27 protein-coding genes are annotated in these 22157 nt (G+C 66.5%); 24 read left to right on the forward strand and 3 right to left on the reverse strand.

Features of this window, described 5'->3' with window-relative positions:
* The first annotated feature begins 24 nt into the window (after positions 1-24).
* The 24 genes from NUH88_RS08845 to NUH88_RS08955 all read left to right on the forward strand — a co-directional run bounded on the left by NUH88_RS08845 (position 25) and on the right by NUH88_RS08955 (position 18481).
* Positions 25-483 (forward strand): hypothetical protein, encoded by a 459-nt coding sequence (locus NUH88_RS08845; protein ID WP_257771488.1) that lies wholly within the window; start codon positions 25-27, stop codon positions 481-483.
* On the forward strand, positions 365-1717 hold the full coding sequence (locus NUH88_RS08850; RefSeq protein ID WP_257771490.1) for a DNA-packaging protein: 1353 nt from the start codon (positions 365-367) through the stop codon (positions 1715-1717). Before NUH88_RS08845 ends, NUH88_RS08850 begins: the two co-directional genes overlap by 119 nt.
* Positions 1718-1741: 24 nt before the next feature.
* Positions 1742-2440, forward strand: a complete 699-nt coding sequence (locus tag NUH88_RS08855) for a hypothetical protein (protein WP_257771491.1) — start codon at positions 1742-1744, stop codon at positions 2438-2440.
* A 25-nt stretch (positions 2441-2465) separates the two neighbouring features.
* Positions 2466-3689 carry a DUF4055 domain-containing protein gene (locus NUH88_RS08860; protein WP_257771493.1) on the forward strand — a complete coding sequence of 408 codons (1224 nt, stop codon included), beginning with the start codon at positions 2466-2468 and terminating at the stop codon, positions 3687-3689.
* Positions 3690-3797: 108 nt separating this feature from the next.
* The gene (locus NUH88_RS08865) at positions 3798-4556 is read left to right on the forward strand and encodes a protein phosphatase CheZ (RefSeq protein WP_257771495.1); all 759 of its coding nucleotides are present in this window, start codon (positions 3798-3800) and stop codon (positions 4554-4556) included.
* Positions 4557-4641: 85 nt separating this feature from the next.
* Positions 4642-5250, forward strand: coding sequence for a hypothetical protein (locus NUH88_RS08870; protein WP_257771497.1), 609 nt, complete (start codon positions 4642-4644; stop codon positions 5248-5250).
* A 126-nt stretch (positions 5251-5376) separates the two neighbouring features.
* Positions 5377-6528 (forward strand): major capsid protein, encoded by a 1152-nt coding sequence (locus tag NUH88_RS08875; RefSeq protein ID WP_257771498.1) that lies wholly within the window; start codon positions 5377-5379, stop codon positions 6526-6528.
* Positions 6529-6637: 109 nt separating this feature from the next.
* On the forward strand, positions 6638-6883 hold the full coding sequence (locus tag NUH88_RS08880) for a hypothetical protein (protein ID WP_257771499.1): 246 nt from the start codon (positions 6638-6640) through the stop codon (positions 6881-6883).
* Entirely contained in the window at positions 6880-7350 is a 471-nt protein-coding gene (locus NUH88_RS08885; RefSeq protein WP_257771500.1) for a DnaT-like ssDNA-binding protein, read from the forward strand. Before NUH88_RS08880 ends, NUH88_RS08885 begins: the two co-directional genes overlap by 4 nt.
* A 2-nt stretch (positions 7351-7352) precedes the next feature.
* The gene (locus NUH88_RS08890) at positions 7353-7709 is read left to right on the forward strand and encodes a hypothetical protein (protein WP_257771502.1); all 357 of its coding nucleotides are present in this window, start codon (positions 7353-7355) and stop codon (positions 7707-7709) included.
* A 17-nt stretch (positions 7710-7726) separates the two neighbouring features.
* Positions 7727-8119, forward strand: a complete 393-nt coding sequence (locus NUH88_RS08895) for a phage tail terminator-like protein (RefSeq protein WP_257771504.1) — start codon at positions 7727-7729, stop codon at positions 8117-8119.
* A 25-nt stretch (positions 8120-8144) separates the two neighbouring features.
* Positions 8145-9314 carry a phage tail tube protein gene (locus NUH88_RS08900; protein ID WP_257771506.1) on the forward strand — a complete coding sequence of 390 codons (1170 nt, stop codon included), beginning with the start codon at positions 8145-8147 and terminating at the stop codon, positions 9312-9314.
* A 21-nt stretch (positions 9315-9335) separates the two neighbouring features.
* Complete coding sequence (locus tag NUH88_RS08905; protein WP_257771508.1) at positions 9336-9791, forward strand: phage-derived protein YdaY family protein; 456 nt, start codon at positions 9336-9338, stop codon at positions 9789-9791.
* Between the two features lie 26 nt (positions 9792-9817).
* The gene (locus tag NUH88_RS22335) at positions 9818-10084 is read left to right on the forward strand and encodes a phage tail assembly chaperone (RefSeq protein WP_444329693.1); all 267 of its coding nucleotides are present in this window, start codon (positions 9818-9820) and stop codon (positions 10082-10084) included.
* 6 nt (positions 10085-10090) lie between these two features.
* Positions 10091-13015: a hypothetical protein gene (locus tag NUH88_RS08910; RefSeq protein WP_257771509.1), complete on the forward strand. Its 2925-nt coding sequence runs from the start codon at positions 10091-10093 to the stop codon at positions 13013-13015.
* Positions 13016-13064: 49 nt separating this feature from the next.
* Positions 13065-13280, forward strand: a complete 216-nt coding sequence (locus NUH88_RS08915; RefSeq protein ID WP_257771510.1) for a hypothetical protein — start codon at positions 13065-13067, stop codon at positions 13278-13280.
* Positions 13277-13681, forward strand: coding sequence for a type II toxin-antitoxin system death-on-curing family toxin (locus tag NUH88_RS08920; protein WP_257771512.1), 405 nt, complete (start codon positions 13277-13279; stop codon positions 13679-13681). Before NUH88_RS08915 ends, NUH88_RS08920 begins: the two co-directional genes overlap by 4 nt.
* Before the next feature lie 54 nt (positions 13682-13735).
* Positions 13736-15244 (forward strand): hypothetical protein, encoded by a 1509-nt coding sequence (locus NUH88_RS08925; RefSeq protein WP_257771514.1) that lies wholly within the window; start codon positions 13736-13738, stop codon positions 15242-15244.
* A gap of 6 nt (positions 15245-15250) precedes the next feature.
* Positions 15251-16102 carry a hypothetical protein gene (locus tag NUH88_RS08930; RefSeq protein WP_257771515.1) on the forward strand — a complete coding sequence of 284 codons (852 nt, stop codon included), beginning with the start codon at positions 15251-15253 and terminating at the stop codon, positions 16100-16102.
* Positions 16102-17133, forward strand: coding sequence for a hypothetical protein (locus NUH88_RS08935; RefSeq protein ID WP_257771516.1), 1032 nt, complete (start codon positions 16102-16104; stop codon positions 17131-17133). Before NUH88_RS08930 ends, NUH88_RS08935 begins: the two co-directional genes overlap by 1 nt.
* Positions 17134-17136: 3 nt before the next feature.
* Positions 17137-17766, forward strand: a complete 630-nt coding sequence (locus tag NUH88_RS08940) for a hypothetical protein (RefSeq protein WP_257771517.1) — start codon at positions 17137-17139, stop codon at positions 17764-17766.
* 42 nt (positions 17767-17808) lie between these two features.
* Positions 17809-18051, forward strand: coding sequence for a hypothetical protein (locus NUH88_RS08945; protein WP_257771518.1), 243 nt, complete (start codon positions 17809-17811; stop codon positions 18049-18051).
* Entirely contained in the window at positions 18048-18230 is a 183-nt protein-coding gene (locus NUH88_RS08950) for a hypothetical protein (protein WP_257771519.1), read from the forward strand. The genes NUH88_RS08945 and NUH88_RS08950 overlap by 4 nt, the downstream gene beginning before the upstream one ends.
* A gap of 11 nt (positions 18231-18241) precedes the next feature.
* Positions 18242-18481: a hypothetical protein gene (locus tag NUH88_RS08955; protein ID WP_257771521.1), complete on the forward strand. Its 240-nt coding sequence runs from the start codon at positions 18242-18244 to the stop codon at positions 18479-18481.
* A 6-nt stretch (positions 18482-18487) separates the two neighbouring features.
* On the opposite strand, the gene NUH88_RS08960 is transcribed toward NUH88_RS08955, so the two are convergent.
* The 3 genes from NUH88_RS08960 to ahcY all read right to left on the reverse strand — a co-directional run bounded on the left by NUH88_RS08960 (position 18488) and on the right by ahcY (position 22055).
* Entirely contained in the window at positions 18488-19792 is a 1305-nt protein-coding gene (locus NUH88_RS08960; protein ID WP_257771523.1) for a hypothetical protein, read from the reverse strand.
* 69 nt (positions 19793-19861) lie between these two features.
* Positions 19862-20665, reverse strand: coding sequence for a DUF3108 domain-containing protein (locus NUH88_RS08965; protein WP_257771525.1), 804 nt, complete (start codon positions 20663-20665; stop codon positions 19862-19864).
* A gap of 88 nt (positions 20666-20753) precedes the next feature.
* A complete protein-coding gene (gene ahcY, locus NUH88_RS08970) occupies positions 20754-22055 on the reverse strand; it encodes an adenosylhomocysteinase (RefSeq protein ID WP_257771527.1) in 1302 nt (433 codons plus the stop codon).
* Positions 22056-22157: the final 102 nt, after the last annotated feature.

The raw sequence follows: 22157 nt of genomic DNA on the forward strand, positions 1-22157 counted from the left end.
CGCCTTTTTTATTCGGTGAGCGCCATGGCTGAATCCGCCCTCAGAACCCGTAAGAAACGGCTGTTTCTGAAATGTCTCTGCGAGACCGGCAATGTCAGCGAAGCCGCCCGCAAAGCGCGCATCGCCCGAAGCCACGCCTATCAGCTACGGCGGCAGGACCCCGACTTCGCCCGCTCCTGGGACGAGGCTCTCGATATCGCCGTCGACCTGCTCGAGGCCGAGGCCCGCAGCCGCGCGGTCGACGGCGTCGAGCAGCCCCGCTTCCACCAGGGGAAGATCTGCGGAACGGTGCGGAAATACTCGGATTCGCTGCTGATGTTCCTACTGAGGGCGCACCGGCCCGAAACCTTCAGGGAGGGACGCGATGGAGGAGCAGAGGATCTCGAGCGCCGGTTCGAAGACGCAAGGCAGAAGCTCGCAGACCGGTTCGAGGCCGTCGCTCGAGGATCTGACGGCACAGGAACGGGCACGGATCCTGAGTGAGATCTCCGACGAGGAAGCCGCACTCCTGCTTTATGACTGGCCGTTCTGGGCCCGGAAGAAACAGCTGCCGCCGCCTCCGCCCTGGCGGATCTGGCTGATCCTCGCCGGCCGCGGCTTCGGCAAGACCCGGACCGGCGCCGAATGGGTGCGGGCCGGCGCAGAGCCCGGCCGGTGCCGGCGCATCGCCGTCATCGGCGCCACCGCCGGCGACGTGCGCGACGTCATGGTCGAGGGCGAGAGCGGCCTGCTCTCGGTCGCCCCGCCGTGGTGCCGGCCGCATTACGAGCCGTCGAAACGGCGCCTCACCTGGCCTTCCGGCAGCGTTGCCACATTGCTGTCGGCCGACGATCCCGATCAGGTTCGCGGCCATCAGTTCGACAGCGCCTGGGCCGACGAGATCGCCGCCTGGGCGCGGCCGGAAGCCTGGGACAATCTGATGATGGCGCTCCGCCTCGGCCGCGCTCCGCAATGCATCGCCACCACGACGCCGCGCCCGAAGGCATGGCTGAAACGGATCATGACGGCAAAGGATACGGCCCTGACCAGGGGCCGCAGTACGGAGAACCGCCTCAATCTGGCACCCGGCTTCCTCGCGGCGATGGAACAGAGCTATGGCGGCACCCGCCTCGGGCGCCAGGAACTCGAAGGCGAGTTCCTGGCCGACATACCGGGCGCGCTCTGGCAGCGCGACCGGATCGAGGCCGTACACATGGCGCCGTCGGAACTGCCCGAGCTCGAGCGGATCGTCGTCGCGATCGATCCGGCGGCGAGCCATCACGCGGCCTCGAACGAGACCGGGATCGTCGTCGCCGGACGCGCCGGAGAACACGGCTATGTCCTTGAGGACTTGTCCGGCCGGCGCGCGCCTGCGGACTGGGCGGCCATCGCGCTCGACGCATTTCGCCGCCATCGGGCCGACCGCGTCGTCGCCGAGATCAATCAGGGCGGCGACATGGTCGAACAGGTTTTGCGCAGTATCGACCCTTCGGCACCGCTTCGCCTTGTGCGGGCAAGCCGCGGCAAGCATCTCAGGGCCGAGCCGGTCGCCGCGCTTTACGAACAGGGGCGAGTCCACCATGTCGGCCGGTTCGACCGGTTGGAAGACCAGATGTGCAGCTTCACCGGCGCGCGGGACGGCAGCGCCTCGCCGGACCGTCTCGATGCGCTGGTCTGGGCCGTCACCGATCTGCTGCTGAGCCGAAACCGGACGCGCAGCGAGCAATTCCTGATCTAAGCAACACGGTGTGGGGGGACGGAAATGAATGTCATCGCTTGTCTCGACGCGCCCGTCGGCCCCGGAACCGGCCAGCCGCACGACGTCGCGCTGGTGCAGGCCATGCTGGCCCGGATCACGGACCGCACGGGCGGGTCCTACTGGAAAGGACAGCTGGACGGCCGCGCCTGCGACGCCCTCGCGGAGACCATCAGCCGTTTTCAGGAAGAGTTCGACCTTCTGGACGAGTCCGGCGAGGAAGTCCGCGCCATGATCGACCCCGCGTCGGTCACCTATCAGTGCCTGCGGGATGCCGCGCCGCCGCTCCTGGCGGGTCTCCGGGCCATCGCCGGAACCGCCACGCTCTATGTTCCGCCCGCTGGCGGAAGCCGGGTTCTGTCGGTGCTGACGGCGAAATTGCGGTGCATCGGCTATGCCGGCAGCCCCGCCTTCGGGCGGAGCCTCGCGGTGCTGGCGGAACGGGTCTTCGACCGGCACCGGTTCCTGATCCGCTTTCCCATGTCCGCGAACGACAAGCCCGAACATCGCGTCCGGGTCGCGCTGCACGGACTGAAATGGCTGACGGAGGGAGGGGCGCTGACCTCCTCCGAGAGCGGGACAAACCCGGTGCCGAGAGCCATCTGGTCCCTCGTCGCGTCCGAGGCGGAACGCCTGCGCACGCTCGTTCCCGAGCTGCGCGAACAGGAAGGACACGCGCAACTTTGGCTCCGCCATGACGGCTGATCTTCAGGAAACAAGAGGTGTGACGATGAGCGCCGATGTCGCGACCCCGAATGCCGCCTACCGGGAAATGGCCGCCGACTGGGAACTGATCCACGACCTGCTCGGCGGGACGCGAATCATGCGGCAGCGCGGCGAGAAATGGCTGCCGCGGGAGCCGGGCGAAAGCCGCGAGGCCTACGCCATCCGGCTCGGCCGCAGCGTACTCTTCAACGGTCTGCAGCGGACCGTGCAGACCCTGGTCGGCAAGCCGTTTCATCGACCGGCGGAGCTCGCGGGAAGCCCCGCCTCGGGAATGCTGGCCCTCGCGGAAGACGTCGATCTCGGCGGCCGCAATCTGACGATCTTCGCCCGCGACGTGCTGCAGGCCGCGCTGACCGACGGACTGACCCACATCCTGGTCGACCACCCCCGGCTCGGCGAGGGAGAGGAACCGGGCGGGACGCCCCGTCCCTATCTCGTCCATATCCCCGCCCCGGATCTGATCGGCTGGCGCGGCCAGGAGAACGGGATCGGCAGCAGGCTCAGCCGGATACGCATCCGGGAACGCGTGAACAGGAGTGCCGGCGCCTGGGAGGACCGTACCCGCCGGCAGGTGCGCGTGCTCTATCCCGGCCGCTTCGAGATCTGGCGCCGAGCCGGAGAGGAAAGCGACGGGCCGTGGCGCCGCGCCGAGACCGGAGAGTGCAGCCTCGACTGCATTCCGCTGGTGACCATTTATGCCAACCGGACCGGCTTCATGACCGCACGGCCGCCGCTGATGGACCTCGCCTGGCTGAACCTCGCTCACTGGCAATCGGCGAGCGACCAGCGCCATATCCTGCATGTCGCCCGGGTGCCGATCCTCTTCGGACGCAATCTCGCGTTGCCTGAGGACGGGCTCGAACTCGGACCGAACCGGATCGTGACCGGCGACGGCGACGGCGCCGATCTGCGCTTCGTCGAACATAGTGGCGCGGCCATCGCCGCCGGCCGCCAGGATCTGATCGACTTGGAAGACCGTATGGCGGTGATGGGGCTGGACCTGATGACCCGCCGCGCCGGGGCCGGTTCCACCACCGCGACGGCGCGCGCCATCGACGCGGCCGAGAACAGCACTGCCCTGCTGTCGCTGGTCCGCGCCGTCGAAGACGGGCTAACGGTCGCCTTCTCGTATATGGCGGACTGGCTGGACATTCCCCGAAGCGCATCCGGGCGGGTCGAGCTGCATCAGAGAGACGCAGCGGATCTCGACCCGGTGAAAAAGGGTTAACATCGGCGCTCCCGATGGATTAAGACCGCTGATATTAGCTATCAAGTGTCTTTACCTATTGATAACTTTGATCACGTAGAACCAAGGGCGAGTCTAAGGAGAGATACTTTGCCCAGGTATATGAAAACGCCCTACAGCATCGAGACGCGGCGCGCGGCCAATAATGGCAGCAAGAACGGCGCGACGGCCGATGCGGTGGTCTCCGCCGCCGAGGTCGATCTCTCGGAGGTCATGGAAGCGATCCGCAGCCTGGAACGCAAGATCGATGGCGGCGGTGTGAGCATCGGCGGCAACAGCGCGCCGCCCGCACCCAGTACCGCCAACGACGCCGTGGCTGTGCAGGACAAGAAGATCGAGGAGATCCGCACCGAGATCGCGGATATCGCGGGCCGCATCCAGGCGACAAAGGTCGAGATCGCCGCGCTCCGCCACCCGCTCTCCAATGACGACAAGTTCGAGGCCGCCTCTGCCGAGCTGAGCGAGATCGTGCGCCAGACCGAGGGCGCGACCGAAGGCATCATGTCAAATGCGGAGAAGATCGAGGAAGTGGTCGCCGACCTCATGTCCGTCACGACGGACGAGTACGCCAATTCCCGGCTCGGCGACATCGCCGACTTCATTACCGCGATCTACGAGTCCTGTAACTTCCAGGATCTCACCGGCCAGCGCATCACCAAGGTCATCAAGGTCCTCAACTATATCGAGGAACGCGTCGACGCGATGATGGAGACCTGGGACATCCGCGAGTTCCAGACCATGCCGCTGCCGGAGGACATCACCCGCAAGGACGAGGATCTCACCCTCAGCGGTCCGATGCAGGAGGGCGAAGCCATCTCGCAGGAAGAAATCGACGCCATGTTCGACTGACGAAGCCATCCTTCATCAGTACCGAGACGCCCCGCCCAGCGGGGCGTTTTTCGTTTCAGCCCCTTTTCGTGACCTGGAGCCAGCCATGCCTCTGCCTGCCGTGACCGAATCCCTCGATGCCGTCCCGGAGGCGGCGCGCGCCTTCTACATCGAAACCGGTGAGGGCGGCTTCCGCCTGGACGCCGAGGGCGTCGAGGATGTGAGCGGCCTCAAATCCGCACTGGAGAAGGAGCGCGCCGCGCGCAAGGAGCTGAAGGCCGAACTGGAAAACCGCGGCGAGGCCGGACCGGACACGGCGCGGGAGCGGCTCGAAACCGCCTTGATCGCCGCCGAGGCCCGCGCCGCGATCCATGCCGAACACGGCATCGCCGAGCTGCTGCTGCCCGTGGTGATGCCACGCCTGATGCTGAACGAGAGTGAGTCCGGCTACATGGTCGCGGTGCGCGGAGACAATGGCGAACCGGTGCGCGACGCCGAGGACCTCTCGCTCCTCACCCCGCGCGCCTTCGTGCAGTCGCTCCAGTCCAGCAAGACCTACGGCCGGGCCTTCGAGGTCCCGGCCAAGGGCGGCAGCGGCGCGCCGAGCCTCGGCCAGGCCGGCGCCCCCGAAACGGTGATCGCGCTCTCGGACCAGAACGCGCTCGACCGCAACATCGCCGCCATCGCGAGCGGCCGGGTGCGGGTCGCCCGCTAGAGCCCTCCGGCTCCGTACTCCTGACTGAAACTACCGGCGGCCGGGACGGCCGGCGGCGCTCTGTGCTGCGCGCGGGCCGGGCGGCACGAGGACCTTCCCTTTCATACACTTCGAGGAGTTCGAGAAATGGCGAATGCCGTCTCCGACATCATGCCGAAAATCCTGGCCCGCGGCCTGCTCGCCCTGCGCGAACAGGCGATCCTGCCGCGGCTGGTGAATGCCGACTATTCGAACGACGCGGCGCGCAAGGGCGACACGGTCGACGTGCCGCTCCCGAGCGCGATCGCGGCAACCGACGTCGCCCCCTCGGCCACCGCTCCGCAAGCGGGCGACACCGCGATCTCCAAGGTGCAGATCCCGCTCTCCAACTGGAAGAAGGCGGGCTTCTTCATGACCGACAAGGAGGTCATGGAAATCGATCGCAACGAGAGCTTCGTGCCGATGCAGATGAGCGAGGCGATCCGGGCGCTGGCCAATGCCGTGAACGCCTCGGTCCATGCCGAGTACCGGGGTATCTACGGTCTTGTCGGCACGGCCGGTGCGACTCCCTTCGCGGGCGACGTGACGGACGCCACCGCCGCGCGCAAGCTGCTGAACAAGCAGCTCGCCCCGCGCGGCGACCGGCGCGCCGTGCTCGACTACGATGCCGAGGCCAACGCGCTCGCCCTCTCGCCGTTCTCCGATGCCGAGAAGGTCGGCTCCGCCACGGTCAAGATCGAGGGCGAGATCGGCCGCAAGTTCGGGATTGACTGGTTCGCCGACGACGGCGTGCTGACCCATGCCGCCGGCAGCGCCAGCGACAGCGGCAGCTATACGATCAGCGCGGCCGCGGCGAGCGCCGGAGCAACCAGTGTCACGCTGAAATCCGATACCGGAAGCCCGGAACTGAAGTCGGGCGATATCGTCAGCTTCGCGGGGCACGGCCAGACCTATGCGGTCGCGGCGGATGCGCCGCTCGACACCGTCGGCGTGCCTGTGACGATCGGCCCCGCGCTGAAAAGCGATGTGGCGGCGGACGCGGCGGTCACGGTGACGCAGAGCCACGTGGTCAACATGGCCTTCCACCGCGACGCCTTCGCGCTCGCCATGCGCCCGCTCAGCGCCGGAACCCAGGACCTTTCGCTTGGCAACCAGATCCTCTCCATGACCGATGCGGAGACCGGGATCTCGCTCCGCCTCGAGATCTCGCGCCAGTACAAGCAGACCGTCTGGGAATTCGACGTTCTCTGGGGCGTCAAGCTGGTGCGCCCGGAACTCGCGGTCCGGATCGCCGGCTAGAGGTTTCCTCGCCCGCCTGGCCCGGACCCCACGTCCCGTCTCTCCCCACCGGGGCACGGGGCCCGGGCCGATTTTTCGCGAACTTCCAATCTTTCGACGAGGCCGCGCCATGTCCGAGCCCGAACCCGACCTGCTGCCCACCGTCACGCTGCAGCATCGCTATGGCGAGCAGCGCATCCGCGCGAACCGCGCCGATTATATCCGCGGCAAGGACGGGCGGTTCCGCAACTGGCTGCTTGCGAGCGACGATCCGGAACTGAGGCCAGTGCCCTGCCGCTCCCTGTCCGCCCCCGCGCAGACGTCCCAGCCGCCGAAGCGATCCACGCGGCGGAACCGGCGCGGGAGGCGGAAATGAGCCTGACTGTCGGCGAAGACAGCTACCTCTCGCCGGGCGACGCGGACGCCTATTTCGCCGCCCGGAACGTCGCCGCCTGGACGAGCGCGCCGAGCGTGGCGAAGGAGGCCGCCCTGCTGCAGGCCACCGCCTATATCGACGGTTCCTACGCCTTCCGCGGGCGCATCGCCGATCCGGGTCAGGTCCTTGCCTGGCCGCGCGTCGCCGCCGCCGACAGCGAAGGCCGGGCGCTCGCCGGCATCCCCCGGCGGATCGAGCACGCGACCGCCGAACTCGCCCTGATCGCGCTTGCCGGAGACCTGCTGCCCCCGCGCGAGCGCGGCGGAAAGGTGACGCGGGAAAAAGTCGGCCCGGTCGAGGTCGAGTACCTGCCCGACGCGGAGCCCGGCCGCACATACCCGCTGATCGACCTGCTGCTGAAACCCCTGCTGCGGCCCGCGGCGAGCCGGGAGGTGAAACGCGCATGACCTTGCCCGCCTCCTCTCTTTCCGGCGTGGCCGCGCGGCTGATCGCCCGCTACGGCGCGCCCATGCTGCTCTCGAAGACGGGGACTCCCGGTTACGACCCGGCGACCGGAACGGTGACGGGCACACCGGCGGAAATCGAAATCCCCGGTATCGTCGAGAGCATCGAGGCCGCCTTCGTCGGCGGTCTCGTGCAAGCCGGCGACCTGCTGGTCACGCTGTGCGGCGAAGACCTCGCCGAGGCCCGTCCCGCGCCGGGGGACCGGCTACGGATCGACGGGCGATGGCACGACGTGGTGAGCGTCACCGCAGCCGCGGCCGGCACCGCGCCGCTGCTCTTCCGCCTGCTCGTCCGCCGTTGATATCAAGGGAAATTCCCATGTCCTTCACCAGCGCCCGACGCGCGGTCGAGAGCTTTTTCGCCGCCAATTGGACGGAAACCCCGATCGCCTTCGAGAACGTCACTTTCACCCCGCCGGAAGACGGCCGCTGGGTGAAGCTGATGATCCTGAACGAGCAGTCCGAGCAGGCCGCTCTCGGCCGCCCGGTGCTGCGCCGCTATCGCGGCCGGATCCTGGTCTATTGCTTCGCGCCGGCCGGCGGCGGCGCCCAGGCGGCGAGCCTGCTCGCCGACGCCGCCGCTTCCCTGTTCGACGCCGCAGCAATCCCGGGACACGTGCTGCTGCCGCCCGAGCTTGCCGAGGACGAGGAGATCGACGGCGCCTACCGCGCCCGGGTCGCGATCCCGTTCTGGCGCGACGAACTGGTCTGACACCCCGCTTCAAAGGAGATTATCGATGGCGGATTCGAGCCGCACGGAACTCGCCTATGTGAAGGAGCCGCTCTGGGGCACCACCCCGGCATCGCCCCTCACCCAGCTGCGCTTCACCGGGGAAAGCCTCGGCTACACGATCTCGACCACCAGTTCGTCCGAAGTCCGCGCCGACCGGCAGGTACCGGACCTGATCCAGACCGGCGCCAGCGCCGCCGGCTCGGTCAATCTGGAGCTGTCCTACGGCGCCTACGACACCTTGATCGAAAGTGCCTTGTTCTCGGCGTGGAGCGCGCCGGTCGCAATCTCCGTTTCCGACGATATCGCCGCCAGCAACGCCTCTTCCGCTTTCACCAGCTCAGGCACGGACTTCACCTCCGCCGGTATCACAGCGGGGCAATGGGTCAAGATCGGCGGCTTCGCCGCGAACGGCGGAGAGAATAACGGCCTCTACCGGGTCACTGGCGTCGCCGCGAACAGCCTGGCGGTCTCCCCCGCCCCGGCAAGCGACGAGGCGGCGGGAGGTCTTTCCGTGACCGTCAGCGGCTCTACGATCCGCAACGGCATTTCCGAAACCTCGCTCACCCTCGAGAAGGCCTTCACCGATATCGGCCAGTATATCGCCTTCACCGGCATGGTCGCCGACACGATGGATCTGCAGATCCAGACCGGCCGGGTGCTCACCGGCAGCTTCGGCTTCATGGGAGCGAGCGCCTCGATCGGGACCGCGACCGCCGGAACCGGCGCGGCGGTGCCGGCGCCGAGCAATCCGGTGCTGAACGCGGTCAACAATATCGGCCAAGTGATGGAGGGCGGCGCGGCGCTTTCCGGGGTGTTCCTGCAATCGCTCTCGGTCTCGCTCGCCAACGGGCTGCGCGGGATCGGCGCCGTGGGTTCTCTCGGCAATGTCGATATCGGCAGCGGACGCTGCCAGGTGACGGGCCGCGCCAGCTTCTACTTCGCCGACGGAACGCTCTACGAGAAATACCTGAACGGCACCGCCACAAGCCTCTCCTTCCGGGTCACCGACGCGGACGGCAACGCCTATGTCTTCACCCTGCCGCGGGTGCGGCTGACGCGCGGGTCGATCGCCGCCGGCGGTCCGGACCAGGACGTGATGGCCGACTTCCAGTTCCAGGCGGTGCGCGATCAAGCCACCGGCGCAACCATTCAGATCGACCGGCTCGCCGCCTGATCCAAACGGGAGAACAAGCAGATGGATCTTTCCAGGTTCAAATCCGACCGCGAGGCCGAGGATGACGGCGTCTGGGTCGCGCTCGACGGGAGCGAGAATGCCAGCGTCAAACTCGCCCGCATCGGCAACCGCCGGTATCGCGACGCCATGCAACGGCGCATGAAGCCCTTTCGCCGGGCGCTCCGCGCCGGGACGCTGGAGGAAGCGACGGCGGAACGGATCACCGCCGAGGTGCTGGCGGAGACCGTGCTGCTGGACTGGCGCGACCTCACACTCGACGGCAGGGCGCTCACCTATTCGCCGGAACGGGCCCTCTCTCTCCTGCTCGACCCCGCGCTCCGCGATTTCCGCGATCTGATCGTCGAGATGGCGAGCGATATCGAGCTCTATCGCCAGCAGGACCAGGAGGCGGCGGAAAAAAACTTGCCGCCTTCGTCCGCTGGCACGTCGCCTGGGGCGAAAAACAGGATTTCCTGACCGCCCTCGCGGACCGCGACGGCGCGATTCCGCCGGCCCTCGCGGAGAAGCCGGGGCTTTTTCCCGACCTTGAGGAGGTCGCCCGCGCCTTCGCTCTGCTGACCCGCGGACGCCCTCTGGTCGCAACCCCCGCAGGCGCGGCGGAAGCACCGGTCCCGCTTACCGAGATCGCCGCCTATTGCGCGCTCTTCCCGGTGGCCGAGCCGGAGGAGTTCGTCTCCCTGCTCCGCGCGATGGACGAAGCCTATCTCCGCGCCCGCATGGAGCGCATGCCGAAAACCGGAAAGGACTGAGACCCGATGCCGATCCGCGAGCGCCCCCTGAAAACTGCAGCGCCAAGCGTCTATGCCCTGATCGAGGCCGTCGACCGGCTGCCCGAGGTTCTGCAGCGCGCGAGTGGCGCCTTCGACCTGCTGAGCACGAGCGCGGGCGACATGGCGGACAGGATCGGCACCTCCGCCGACGCGCTCGGCCGGCTGCAGGTTCCGCATTCCGGCGGCGTGAGCATGGAGCCGGGCGTCTACAGACCGTCGTTCGACCCGTCCGGAGACGACATGCTGACGACGGCGCGCGAGCGGCTCGTTCTCGAACAGAGAGTGACCGACGCGCTGCACGAACAGGCCGCCGCGACGGAGATTCTGGCCCTCGGGCAAGAGCGCGCCGCGCGCCAGAGCGGGAAGGCCTGGGACCGGCTCTCCGACGACATCGTCGGGGACTTCGACAACGCCTTCGCCGGCGTCGCCGCGAGCGGCGCGGAGACCTTCTCCGGTCTCTGGACCGATATGGCGGCCGGTCTTTCGCAGGCCATCTCCGCGATCGACTGGGACGGCCTGTTCGGACGCGGAGCCGGCCGGATCGCGTCGATCACCGGCGGTCTCATTCCGAGCGGTGGCGGGTCCGGTCTGTTCGATATCGGCGCCTCGCTTCTCTCGAGCTTCCTGCCCAGCGGCGGCGGGGCCGGTATCGGCGGGACGCTGACGAGCCTTCTTGGAGGCGGAGGCAGTTTTCTGCCGGTGACCGCCATCGCGACCGCCGCCGCCTTCGGCCTCAACGAACTCTTCAAGGACGAGGACTATCCCTTCGCCAAGGCCGTGATCGGCGTAGAGAACGGGAGTCCTGCGGCCGAAAGCGCGTTCGAGCTCGACGGCGGACCGCTGGACGAGCTTCTGGTTCTGCAGGACAGGGTGATCGAGACACTCGACGCCATGAGCAGCAGGATCGGCGCCGCTTTTTCCGGCAGCGCCGCCAACTTCCTGCAGATCGGCTATTCCAGCGGGCGCAAATCCTCCCTGCCGTCGGGCTATTTCGTCGGCGGTCTGGAGACGACCGGCGATTTCGCCAGCGGTGCGGATCTCTCCGGCATCGAGACCGAGGAAGAGGTGATCGCGCGGGCCATCGAGCTTGCATTCGCCAAAGCCCTCCGCGACGGAAACCTCGGCGGTTTCCCGAACACCCCGGATACCGGAAGCCGGTCCGCCAAGACCTTCTCCGAAGGCCTGGGGCGGCTGCTCGCCGCGCCGTTCGAGGATCTCGAGACCTCGCTGCGCCGGATCGATTTCCTGGCCAGCTTCGAGGAGACGGTCGCGCTCTATCGCGACGGCGCCGAGAGCCTGGATACCTACAACCGCTCTCTCCAACAGCAGCGATCGGCGCTCGACGAGGCCGGCCGCGCCGCCGCCACAGAGGCGCTCGATCCGATCCGCCTGTTCCTCCAAGACGCGGCTCTGCTCTTCGGTTCTGGCAGCGAAGGCGAGGTCGCCGAAACGGCGCGTCTGGATCAGGCCGGCCGGGCGGTCCGGGGCATGACCTCCGACTTGCTGGAGGCTTTCTCGCTCTCGGAAAGAGGTGCCGGCCTCGAAGGGTTCGCCCTGCTCTACGAGCAGCAGAAAGCACAGATCGCGGCGCTTGTGCCGGGACTGGAGAGTCTCAACCGGGAACTCGCCGCGCTCGGCCTTGAGACAGTTAATATCACAGCAACGGTGAACGCGGCCTATACAAGCCTTACACAGGAAGTGCAGAGCCGCTTCATCGAGTCCCTGGAGGACAGTCTCTCTCCCGGACGCCCGGCGGCCAGGCAGGCAGTGGAAGAACGCGACAGCCTGCTGCGCCAGGCCGAGCAGCTCGGCCTCGGCGGCAATCGCGGGGTCCTCGCCCGGATCGAACGCGTCCTCGTGGAGAAACTCGACACGCTCGGCTTCGCGCTGGATGCGAGCGGCGCGCTGATCGAGACCTTCGCGAACAGTATCGAGGCCGCCACCGCCGGCCTGGAGCGGCAGATCACGACCCAGGAAAGCGCGATCGGCGATATCGCGCGTCTGGCGGAAAGCCTGCGTTCGGCGCGGGACGATCTCGCCCTCGACGGCACGCTTTCACCGCATTCCCCGCTGGATCGCCTCGCCCAGGCACAGAGCACCTTCACCACGCTCGCCGCCGCCTCGGCCGAAGGCGACATCGAGGCCCGCGAGGAACTCGCCGCGAGCGCCCGCGAATACCTGAGCGTCGCCCGCGACGTACATGCCTCCGGCGAGACCTATACGGAAATCTTCCATGAGGTGGACCGGGCCCTCGCGGAGGCACTCGACAGTACGGAAGCTCAGATCTCAACCGCCGAGCGCCAGCTCGACGTGCTGCTTGAGATCCGCGACCGGATCGGTCCGGCCACGGGGGAGGGCGGTGCGCTCAGTTTCCGGGAAAGCGGTGGCGGACAATACGTCTCGGAGGGCGGCGGCCCGGTCGGCTCCGGCTACGATCTAGGCTATCGACCGGAACGCGCCGTCGCCATCCTGACCGCGCTCGACGCTGCCGGGTTGCCGTTGCCGAGCGGGTTCGGCGAAGGGCAACTCGCTCGATTGCGTCAGGAGAATGCAGCCGTCGATGCGGTTGTCTCCGCCATGGGCTTCGCGGAGGGCGGTATCATGAGCGCCGACGGCCCGCAGAGCGGCGGCATCGCCCTCGGCCCGTCAGTCTCGATCTTCGGCGAGGGCAGCCTGCCGGAAGCCTACGTGCCGCTGCCCGACGGCCGGACCATTCCCGTCACACTTTCGCTTCCGGCCAATGACGGTCCGGACCGGGCGACCCGCGAGGCGATGCACCGTCAGCATGCCGACAGCCGCGAGCTGGTGCGGGAGATGAAACGGCTTAACAGCGAGGTCGCTGCGCTGCGCGACGACAACGAGCGCTTGAGCCGACTGCTCGGCCGGGCGCTCTCGCGGCGGTCCGCTTGACTATCTGTATGTACGCCCGTATATACGAATTGTCTGAAGGAGTTCCGCCGTGAGCGAAAAGACGATCACACGTACCATCAAACGCTATGGAAACGGCGCCATGGTGCCTATCCACCGCGCGGATCTTGAAGAGCTGGACGCAGCAGTCGGCTCGACCGTTCAGATAACCTTGCGCAAAGTCGACGATTCTTACGAGGCCACGCGCAAGTCAGCCAAGCGCATGCGGCAGAGATTCTCCCGCACGCTGGAACTGCTCGGAAGGTGACGGACTTCGTCTGGCCGGACAAGACCGCCTTGCTCGACGATTTCGCCGAGTATTTCGAGGAAGTCGGCCAGATTCTCCAGATCCGATCCATCGAGGATCTTGAGGCCGGGCTGGACCGTGCCCGCACCGCATTCGACTACACACCCGACGCCGATGCGGCTGCGATCGCGGCCATCATTTTCGAGGGCGTAACCACACGGCACGCCCTGGTCGACGGAAACAAGCGACTTGGCTGGCAGGCCATGACCACGTTCCTCGATATGAACGGCATCTGGTTCGACCCGCCCGAGCTCGATGCTTATCACATCGCCATGGCGGTCATCCGCCACGAGGCGGCATTGGACGATCTCGCACAGTTCATCCGCGACCATACCAGCTCCGTGGACCCGCTCTCCGAATAGAGAGGCCGCGCGGGGCGAAGCATGCTCCGCCCCACTCATCCCCGGAGAACAGATATGAGCCGCTTCGATGCGCTAGTTGCGGACCCGTTCTCGGTCCGGCGCTATCTGGCGATCCTGGAGCCGTACGATCCGTCCGTCTCCGCGACTATTCCGCTCTATCTGAGCGATCACGGATTCGCCACCGAACCGGCGGACAGTCCGTCGAACCGCTATTTCGACGCCAGACTGCTCTCCGCCCTCAGTTTCGAGCGGCACCTCTACCGGAGCGGCGAGCTCGGCGGCCGGTCAGTGCCCGGCTTCGGGACACTTGATGTCAACAATGCCGACGGCGGACTCGACCACTGGCGTGATCTCGCTTTCGACGGGAGACGCGTGCGGCTTCTGCTCGGCGGCAACGACTTCCGGCTCGCCGAATACCGCACCGTGTTCGACGGGACCGCCGAGCGGATCGAGTTCGACGACGACCGGGTCCGGCTGCACCTCCGGGACCTCCAGGTTTTGTTCGAGCGGCCGTTGCAGGAAAATCTCTATCAAGGCACCGGCGGAATGGAAGGCGGCGCGGGACTTTCCGGCCGGACAAAGCCGCTCTGTTACGGCCGCTGTTTTCATGTGCCCGCCGTGCTGGTCGAAGGGGCGACCCTCACCTATCAGGTCCATGACGGACCGGTCGGGGGAATCGACGCCGTGTTCGACAGCGGCGTCGCGCTGACCCCGGGTAGCTCGCCACCGGATCCGGGCCATTTCTCCACCGATCTCGCCGCCGGCACCTTCCGGCTCGGCAGCGCGCCGGCCGGACCGGTCACCGCTGATGTGCGCGGCGACGCAAGCGCGGGGGCTTATGTCGAGGATGTGGGGAGCCTCCTGATCCGCATCGCGATGCGCGCACCTGGCCTGACGGATATCGACTGGACCGCTTTTGCGGATCTCACCATCGCCGCTCCGATGGCCACGGGCTTCTTCGCATCGGAAGCAACGGACCTTCTGGCCGCGCTTGACGCGCTCGCCGATGCGGCGGGAGCCCATTTCGGCTTCGACAGGAGCGGGCGTTTCACCGCCGGCCGCCTCGATGAGCCGGAAACGGAAGCCGCCGAAAGTTTCGACGAGACCGCCATTCTCGGCCTGGAGCGGGAACCGGCGGCGCTGCCATTCTGGCGCCTGCGTCTTGGCTACGGCCGGCATTGGCGCCCCCTCTCCGAGGGTGAGAGCGCCGCGTCGCTCGGCGCCGGGGCGCGGACCGATCTTGCGGAGCACTTTCGCTATGCCGAAACATCCGACGGCGCGATCCGGACCCGGCACCGGCTTGCGCGCGACCTGCAGCAGGAAAGCCTGATTGCGACCGGAGCCGACGCTGCCGCCGAGGCACTGCGCAGATTGACCCTGTTCGGAACGGCCCGCGATCTCTTCCGCGTCCGTGTAAAGACCCGGCCCTACAGCCTCGCGCTCGGAACCACCATCCTCCTCCGCTATCCCCGCCACGGGCTGGACGACGGGCGAAACCTTGTCCTGGTCGGGCTCGCCGAGGACAGCGCCTATGACGAAGCCGAACTGACCCTTTGGGGATAGATGGATATGGGCAACATGCTGATCGTCTACCGCAACTATCTCGACGCGGCGGCGCTTTCGGGCGGCGCCTGGAGCGAGGGACTGCCGCTGGAGAACCTCGCCCACCCGCATCCGAGCCGGATTGCGAGGAGCGAAGGTGCGGCGAGCGGAAGCTGCTGGTTCGAAGCTGATTTCGGCGCCCGGAGCCCGGTCAGCTTCGCCGGTATCCTGAACCATAATCTCTCCCAGCGCGGCGCCTGGCGCGTCCGGCTGCATAACGGCGATGCGGAACAGCCCGAGCTTGATACCGGCATGGTACCGATCTGGCCGCGCGTAGTGCCGTTCGGGACCGGGCATTGGGGCGAGTTCCAATGGGGCGGCCATCTCGACACGCGGACCGCTGAAACCTACGGGATCGGCGCCTATGCGTTGCTGCCTGCCGCCCGCCGCGTGCGGTATGTGCGCATAGATCTCGAGGACCCTGACAATTCCGCCGGCTACCTGCAGGCGGGACGGGCCCTGATCGCACCCGCTTGGACACCGAGCGTGAACCTGCAATATGGCTGGAGCATCGAGCAGGTGGACGAGAGCCGGATCGTCAAATCCCGCGGCGGTCAGGCCTATTTCGACGCAAAGCCCAAATATCGCCGCCTGCGCTTCCGGATCGAGCATCTCGATATCGACGAGATGCTCGCCAATGCCTACGAGCTGGAACGGCTGAAAGGCACCGGCGGCGACATCCTCGCCATGGTCGATCCGGAAGATACCGCTCATCTGCACCGCCGCACCGTCTACGGCCGGATCGCCGAGACAACGCCGATCGTGAACGACGTCTACGACCGGTATTCCAAGGAATTCGTCATAGAGGAGCTGTATTGATGAGCTGGTCCGCAACCATCGGCGATCGGACGTTCACCGAGGCCAATCTCGACGGCAATGCCTATGCGGAGGAGGAGTCCGGCTTTCCGGCCATCGTCCGCGCCATCGCCGAGGAGACGGCGGCGCTGAAGGGGGTTGCCGCCCTGTCGACATCGTCCCGCGTGCCGGCTTCCGGTTCTGTCGCCTTCGCCCTAGGCGCCGCTCCGCCGCCGGCGTGGAAACCGGGGCAGGTACTGCGGGCATCCAGCGCGGGCGACACGACCCATTTCATGGTCGGCACCATCACTGCAATCTCCGACGGGGAGATTACACTAGATGTCAGCTTTCCGGGCGGTTCCGGCGCGCGCGAGGACTGGGTTCTCACCTACCCGCTCTTCTGGCCCTATCTGAGGCTCAACGGCGGCACGATCTCGGGCGGGCTCAAGATCGACGGACATTCCCTGCTGCTGAACGCACCGCCGGAACAGTTTCTCTATGTCCGCATGATGCGAAACGAGCAGAAATTCCTCGATTTCGGTCTCGACGATACGCCGGTGACCGGCACCGCCAGCGGTAGCCGCGTCTACCTGCATACCTTCGACAATAACGGCGGCTGGACAGGCCGTCCGCTGGAGATCGATCGGGCAACCGGAGAGATCCGTACCTTGAGCATCGACGTTCAAGAGAATGCGCTGATGCGGGCCGATCTCCGTGGAACGCGCATGGGCATCGAGGCCCTGGGTTCGCTCGGAACCGAAACCGTGTCGATCACCGCAGACCGCTGGAATGCGTTGGCCGCCACCATGGACGGCAATCCGACCTTCGATTTCACGGTCCTCGGCAACGGGTTCGAATATACGCGCAAGTTGCGCCTGACTCAGGGAACCGGGGGCGGGTTCGTGCCGATCTGGACGCTCGGCGGAGACGCCGCCGGCGTGAAGCGGATCGGTGTCCAGCCGGGTTACGCGAACCAGCCGGCAGGCACCGTCACTCGGGTCACCGCCGAGGTTTGGGGCAGCGAGCTCCGGCTTTGGGAAACCGAGGAGCACTGAGCCATGTGGATCATCGAGGATGGCCTTGACGGCACGGCAACCGGCGTCAGATGGGATCCCCTGGAAACGGCCGCAACTCTTTCCGACGGCGACCGGGTTGCCTCATATAGCAACTTCAGCCCGGTCCTAGTGGGGCGCGGTACCCGGTCCGTGACCGGGAAGACCGGCGGCAAATGGTATGTCGAGATAAGAAGTCTCTATTTCCGTCCTGACCGGGTCTTCTGTGGCTTCGACATCGATGGCGACCAGGACCTCTTCTCCGATGCGCCCACGGACTTCGTCGGCCCGGCCACGATGGCCTCGACGACGCCGTTTGCCTCGACTGTCGAGGCCGTGACCGTCGATGCCAGCGGGACCCCGATCGAGCTCGCTTGCGGCGATGCGATCGCTCTGGCGCTCGATCTCGATGCCGGCAAGCTCTGGATCGGCGCGCTCAATCCTTGGGAACGGGAAGTTTCCTGGCATGGCGCCGCCGATCCGGCCTCCGGCAGCGGCGCCCAGTTCACCGCTTTGCCCGCAGGAACCTATCACCTCTTCTGCGCGCTGACGGCGAACGACGAGGCACTGCATGCCAGCATGGAGATCCCCGAGATCGCGCGTGGACGCCCGCCCGGCGGTTTCACCGTCTGGTAGCCGGCCGCGGCCCGATTTCCCTCGTTTCGAAAGAGCCTTCCCATGTCCGCAAAATCCCTTGTGGCCGCAATGGCCGTCTCGCTCTGGCTTCCCGCATGCGCCGACCCCGAGGCCGCCGCCCGCCTGGAGATCCGCCGCCAGAACGCGCTCGCGACAATCGAAGCTTTGCGCGAGACCTATTGCGCGCTTTCGCCCGCGACCCGTCGGCGGCTTCGCGCGGCGGGTGAGATCGATCCCGAATTCGACACGTGCGTCCCTGCCACTGCCACGGAGAAAGCAGAATGAAACTGAACGGACACTGGCTCCTGGCACGGCTGCGGGAACGCAGCACCTGGCTTGGCATCACCGGCTGCCTCGCCTCCCTCGGCCTCGTCATCGCGCCGGAACTGGGCGAAGCGATAGCCGGTTTCGGTGTTGCCGCCGCCGGCTTGATCGCGGTTGTGACCGCCGACCGGGTGGATTGAGGAGCGCGCGCATGATGAGCGATGACGACGCCCGGCGCGTGGTTCGGGCGACCCTTACCGAACTCGGGCTCGATGTGACCTCGCCCGCGCGGGTGATCCAGGCCCAACACGACTTCGCCTACCTGCGCCACCAGCGTAATCTTTCGGAAAAGATCGGCATCGGCGTCCGTCTGATGGTGCTGACCAGCATCATCAGCGCCGGTCTTGCGGTGATCTGGCTCGGCATCCGGCACGCCCTGGCGCTGAAATAGGCGGGCCTAGCGCCAATGCTCGGCGACCCAGCCGCCCCCGATCATGTGCGGTTTGGGATTCGTCGGGAAAGTGACGATGCGGGTATCGGTCTTCGCCAATTCTTCGGCATCGAGATCGGGGTGCAGTCCCCGGAAAAGCCGGACGAGTCCCTTTGGGAAAGTATCGAGGCCCGGCATGCATTCCTCGATCCAGTCCTGATCGCCGATCAGACGCTGGAGATCGTCTCTCCGGATCCGCTGCGAGACAGGTGCCGCGAAAGATCGGTCGAACAGCATCACCGAGGAATTGAAGCAGGGAGAATCGGGATGCTCGAGGATGTGGAAGCCGACTTTCAAGCCGCCAATGAAATCGAGATCCCCGACCACAACCGTATCCAGATCGAGATAGAAGACAGTCTCGTCGGCGAGCGGAACCCTCGGATCGAACAACGCCAGCTTCGCCCACCAGCCCCTGACCTGAAGCCCGGAGATATCGACCACACCCACCTCGGGCCTGAGCCCCTTCGGATCGTCCGTGTAGCAGACGAACCGCCAGTCGCCCGGCAGATGGCGCCGGACCATGGAATAGAGCCGGTTCACATAATCGGACCCGTACTTGGTGCCGTGCTTGACGCAGCCGACGGTGAGGCGGTCGAGATCGACGGTTCGCGCATCGCCGCGAACCGACGGCGGGCCGTCGCGCAGTAGCGTCTCCGCCCGTGCGAGCGTGCGTCCCAAGAAATCGTGCTCGACGGCGAAGGGGCATGCCTCGATGGTCCGGACCGCCAGTTCGCAGTCTCCGAGGTTGATCCGGATCCGCGCCAGCCGCGCGAGCAAAGATCCGACCAGCCTCGCCTGCTCCCGGCTTGGATCCGTACCGAACCGCCCGAGCGTCATATCGAGGAGGCCTTCCAGAACCGGAACGGCCTGCTCGAAAGCTCCCTGCGAGTAGAGCGCACGCGCTATCGCACCGAGCACATTGACCTCGACATCGAACGAGCCGCCCGCTGCCTTGAGAGCTTCGAGCAGCGCAAGACCCTCGTCGAAACGCCCGGTTTCGGTCAGCAAGGTGGCAAGGCGGAAGGTGTAGCCCGGATGGTCGGGGGAATCGGCGTGGAGGAGCCGCATGTGCCCGAGCGCCGCTTCCAGGTCCCGTTCCAGATGGTTCACGCCGCCATCCCGCCGGGCGCCTGCGGCTTGCGTATAGTGCTGGACCAGTCTCTTCCGGAGATTGTGCGCCTCGTCCGCAGAAATGGCCCCGCGGAGACGCTCTTCGGCTTCCGCCACGGCGCCCGCCTCACCCCTGGATATCCGTTCGGCTAATGTCGTCATCAAGTCACCCGGAACGCCCGCAGCCCGCAAAGAGCGCGACCCTATCAGACTTCCGGACGGAGGGGAGGATCAGGGTTTCAGAAGCGTGCGTTCGGCGAGGTCGATGCGTTCGGACGCGCCGGTGATATGCCCGACCACCATACCGAACAGCCCTTCCGATTCCAGCCGGACCGGAACCCAGGGCCCGTCCTCCGTCAGGCGGCTCACCCAGAGACGCGTGCGCGCACCGGTCTTATCCTTGCCGAACCAGGGCTTCTTATAGCCGCCCGCGAGGGTCTCGTACGTCACCTCGCAGATATCCGCAGGGCCGCTGAAGGCGCTGTAATCGGTTTTCGGCAGGCGATCGCTCCCGGCGGGACTCAAGCGGAAATCGGTCCGCGTACGGCCATTGAAAACGGGAAGCTCCGACTCGCAGGGATGACCGTCCGATTTCAGCGCCAGCGCGACAACGGCGGCATAGGGATCGATGGTATCGAGCTGCAGCGCTTCCGGCACCGCGTCGCGCTTCTCGGGGTCGCGCGGCGGGTGGACGGAGACTTCCGGCGCAGCACCGATACGGCTCTTCAGAGACGTCCGCCGCGGCTCGCCGTCGAAGGTTCCCGTACTTCGGAACATCCGCGGCCGGACCCGGCCCTCCGCGAGCACGCCGCGGCCCTCGCTCATGACTTCGATCGGGAAGAAGTAATCGAGGATGCCGGTCGACCGGGCGCTGGTGGTCACCCGGTAATCGGCGGCGCTGTATTCGATCTTGGAGTCGAACTCGGCGACGGAGAAGCCGCCGAAATAAATCGCATAGGAGAGATCGAGTTCGCGGGCGTCGGATTTTCCCGCCAGCACGACCGCGCCAACCAGTCCCGCAATGAGCCACCGCATGATCTCGTCCCCTCGACGCAAGTGCGTATGGCTTCAGATAATGGAGAGCGGCGGCGGGTCAAGCGCCGCCGCTCTTCACAATGTGGTTTTAGTAACGATAGGTGTCCGGCTTGAACGGGCCCTCGGAGGTGACGCCGATATAGTCGGCCTGCTCCTTGGAGAGCTGAGACAGCATCGCGCCGACCTTCTTCAGGTGCAGGGCGGCGACCTTCTCGTCCAGTTTCTTCGGCAGCACGTAGACCTGTTTCTCGTACTTGTCCGCGTGGTTCCAGAGCTCGATCTGGGCCAGGGTCTGGTTGGTGAAGGAGGCGCTCATGACGAAGCTCGGATGGCCCGTGGCGCAGCCGAGATTGACGAGACGTCCCTCGGCCAGCAGGAGCATCCGCTTGCCGTCCGGGAACTCGATCTCGTCGACCTGCGGCTTCACGTTATGCCATTGCAGGTTCCGCAGCGGCTCGACCTGGATCTCGTTGTCGAAATGGCCGATGTTGCAGACGATGGCGCGGTCCTTCATGGCCCGCATATGGTCCATCGTGATGATGTCCTTGTTGCCGGTCGCGGTGACGAAAATGTCGCCGCGCGGCGCGGCCTCTTCCATGGTCACGACCTCGTAACCTTCCATCGCCGCCTGCAGGGCGCAGATCGGATCGATCTCGGTCACCAGGACGCGGGCGCCGCCATTGCGCAGGCTCGCCGCCGAGCCCTTGCCCACATCGCCGTAGCCGGCAACCACGGCGACCTTGCCGGAGAGCATGACGTCGGTCGCACGGCGAATGCCGTCGACCAGGCTCTCGCGGCAGCCGTAGAGATTGTCGAACTTGGACTTGGTCACGCTGTCATTGACGTTGATCGCCGGGACCTTGAGCGTACCGGCCTTCGCCATCTCATAAAGCCGGTGCACGCCGGTCGTGGTCTCCTCGGAGACGCCGCGAACGTCGTCGAGAAGCTCTGCATATTCCTCGTGCATCATCAGCGTCAGATCGCCGCCGTCATCCAGCAGCATGTTCGGAGTCCAGCCGTCCGGACCCTTGATGGTCTGGCGCAGGCACCAGTCGTATTCCTCTTCCGTCTCGCCCTTCCAGGCGAAAACCGGGATGCCGGCCGCCGCGATCGCCGCCGCCGCCTGGTCCTGGGTCGAGAAGATGTTGCAGGAGCTCCAGCGAATCTCCGCCCCGAGATCGACCAGCGTCTCGATCAGCACGGCGGTCTGGATCGTCATATGCAGGCAGCCGGTGATCCGCGCGCCGGCCAGCGGCTTCTTGCCCTGGTATTCCTCGCGCAGCGCCATCAGGCCCGGCATCTCGGTTTCCGCGATGGCGATTTCGCGGCGGCCCCATTCGGCGAGAGAAATATCGGCGACCTTGTAGTCGGTGAACGCGGTATCGGCCATTCGGCTAGCTCCTTGAACTTTTCCGGACCGGCGAAACCGCCGGCATCACGCGCTGTGGGCTATAACAGTCTGGGAAAATAGGGGCAACCCGCCAAAGGACAA

This window comes from Nisaea acidiphila (assembly GCF_024662015.1).
GTDB lineage: Bacteria > Pseudomonadota > Alphaproteobacteria > Thalassobaculales > Thalassobaculaceae > Nisaea > Nisaea acidiphila.

Excerpts from the sequence above, each read along its gene's own strand:
- NUH88_RS08855 (WP_257771491.1), top strand. The coding sequence starts at position 1,742 with ATGAATGTCATCGCTTGTCTCGACGCGCCCGTCGGCCCCGGAACCGGC.
- NUH88_RS08945 (WP_257771518.1), top strand. The coding sequence starts at position 17,809 with ATGTCCGCAAAATCCCTTGTGGCCGCAATGGCCGTCTCGCTCTGGCTT.
- NUH88_RS08925 (WP_257771514.1), top strand. The coding sequence starts at position 13,736 with ATGAGCCGCTTCGATGCGCTAGTTGCGGACCCGTTCTCGGTCCGGCGC.
- NUH88_RS08935 (WP_257771516.1), top strand. The coding sequence starts at position 16,102 with ATGAGCTGGTCCGCAACCATCGGCGATCGGACGTTCACCGAGGCCAAT.
- ahcY (WP_257771527.1), bottom strand. The coding sequence starts at position 22,055 with ATGGCCGATACCGCGTTCACCGACTACAAGGTCGCCGATATTTCTCTC.
- NUH88_RS08940 (WP_257771517.1), top strand. The coding sequence starts at position 17,137 with ATGTGGATCATCGAGGATGGCCTTGACGGCACGGCAACCGGCGTCAGA.
- NUH88_RS08850 (WP_257771490.1), top strand. The coding sequence starts at position 365 with ATGGAGGAGCAGAGGATCTCGAGCGCCGGTTCGAAGACGCAAGGCAGA.
- NUH88_RS08880 (WP_257771499.1), top strand. The coding sequence starts at position 6,638 with ATGTCCGAGCCCGAACCCGACCTGCTGCCCACCGTCACGCTGCAGCAT.
- NUH88_RS08950 (WP_257771519.1), top strand. The coding sequence starts at position 18,048 with ATGAAACTGAACGGACACTGGCTCCTGGCACGGCTGCGGGAACGCAGC.
- NUH88_RS08965 (WP_257771525.1), bottom strand. The coding sequence starts at position 20,665 with ATGCGGTGGCTCATTGCGGGACTGGTTGGCGCGGTCGTGCTGGCGGGA.
- NUH88_RS08900 (WP_257771506.1), top strand. The coding sequence starts at position 8,145 with ATGGCGGATTCGAGCCGCACGGAACTCGCCTATGTGAAGGAGCCGCTC.
- NUH88_RS08860 (WP_257771493.1), top strand. The coding sequence starts at position 2,466 with ATGAGCGCCGATGTCGCGACCCCGAATGCCGCCTACCGGGAAATGGCC.
- NUH88_RS08955 (WP_257771521.1), top strand. The coding sequence starts at position 18,242 with ATGATGAGCGATGACGACGCCCGGCGCGTGGTTCGGGCGACCCTTACC.
- NUH88_RS08930 (WP_257771515.1), top strand. The coding sequence starts at position 15,251 with ATGGGCAACATGCTGATCGTCTACCGCAACTATCTCGACGCGGCGGCG.
- NUH88_RS08845 (WP_257771488.1), top strand. The coding sequence starts at position 25 with ATGGCTGAATCCGCCCTCAGAACCCGTAAGAAACGGCTGTTTCTGAAA.
- NUH88_RS08960 (WP_257771523.1), bottom strand. The coding sequence starts at position 19,792 with ATGACGACATTAGCCGAACGGATATCCAGGGGTGAGGCGGGCGCCGTG.
- NUH88_RS08870 (WP_257771497.1), top strand. The coding sequence starts at position 4,642 with ATGCCTCTGCCTGCCGTGACCGAATCCCTCGATGCCGTCCCGGAGGCG.
- NUH88_RS08885 (WP_257771500.1), top strand. The coding sequence starts at position 6,880 with ATGAGCCTGACTGTCGGCGAAGACAGCTACCTCTCGCCGGGCGACGCG.
- NUH88_RS08895 (WP_257771504.1), top strand. The coding sequence starts at position 7,727 with ATGTCCTTCACCAGCGCCCGACGCGCGGTCGAGAGCTTTTTCGCCGCC.
- NUH88_RS08875 (WP_257771498.1), top strand. The coding sequence starts at position 5,377 with ATGGCGAATGCCGTCTCCGACATCATGCCGAAAATCCTGGCCCGCGGC.
- NUH88_RS08910 (WP_257771509.1), top strand. The coding sequence starts at position 10,091 with ATGCCGATCCGCGAGCGCCCCCTGAAAACTGCAGCGCCAAGCGTCTAT.
- NUH88_RS08905 (WP_257771508.1), top strand. The coding sequence starts at position 9,336 with ATGGATCTTTCCAGGTTCAAATCCGACCGCGAGGCCGAGGATGACGGC.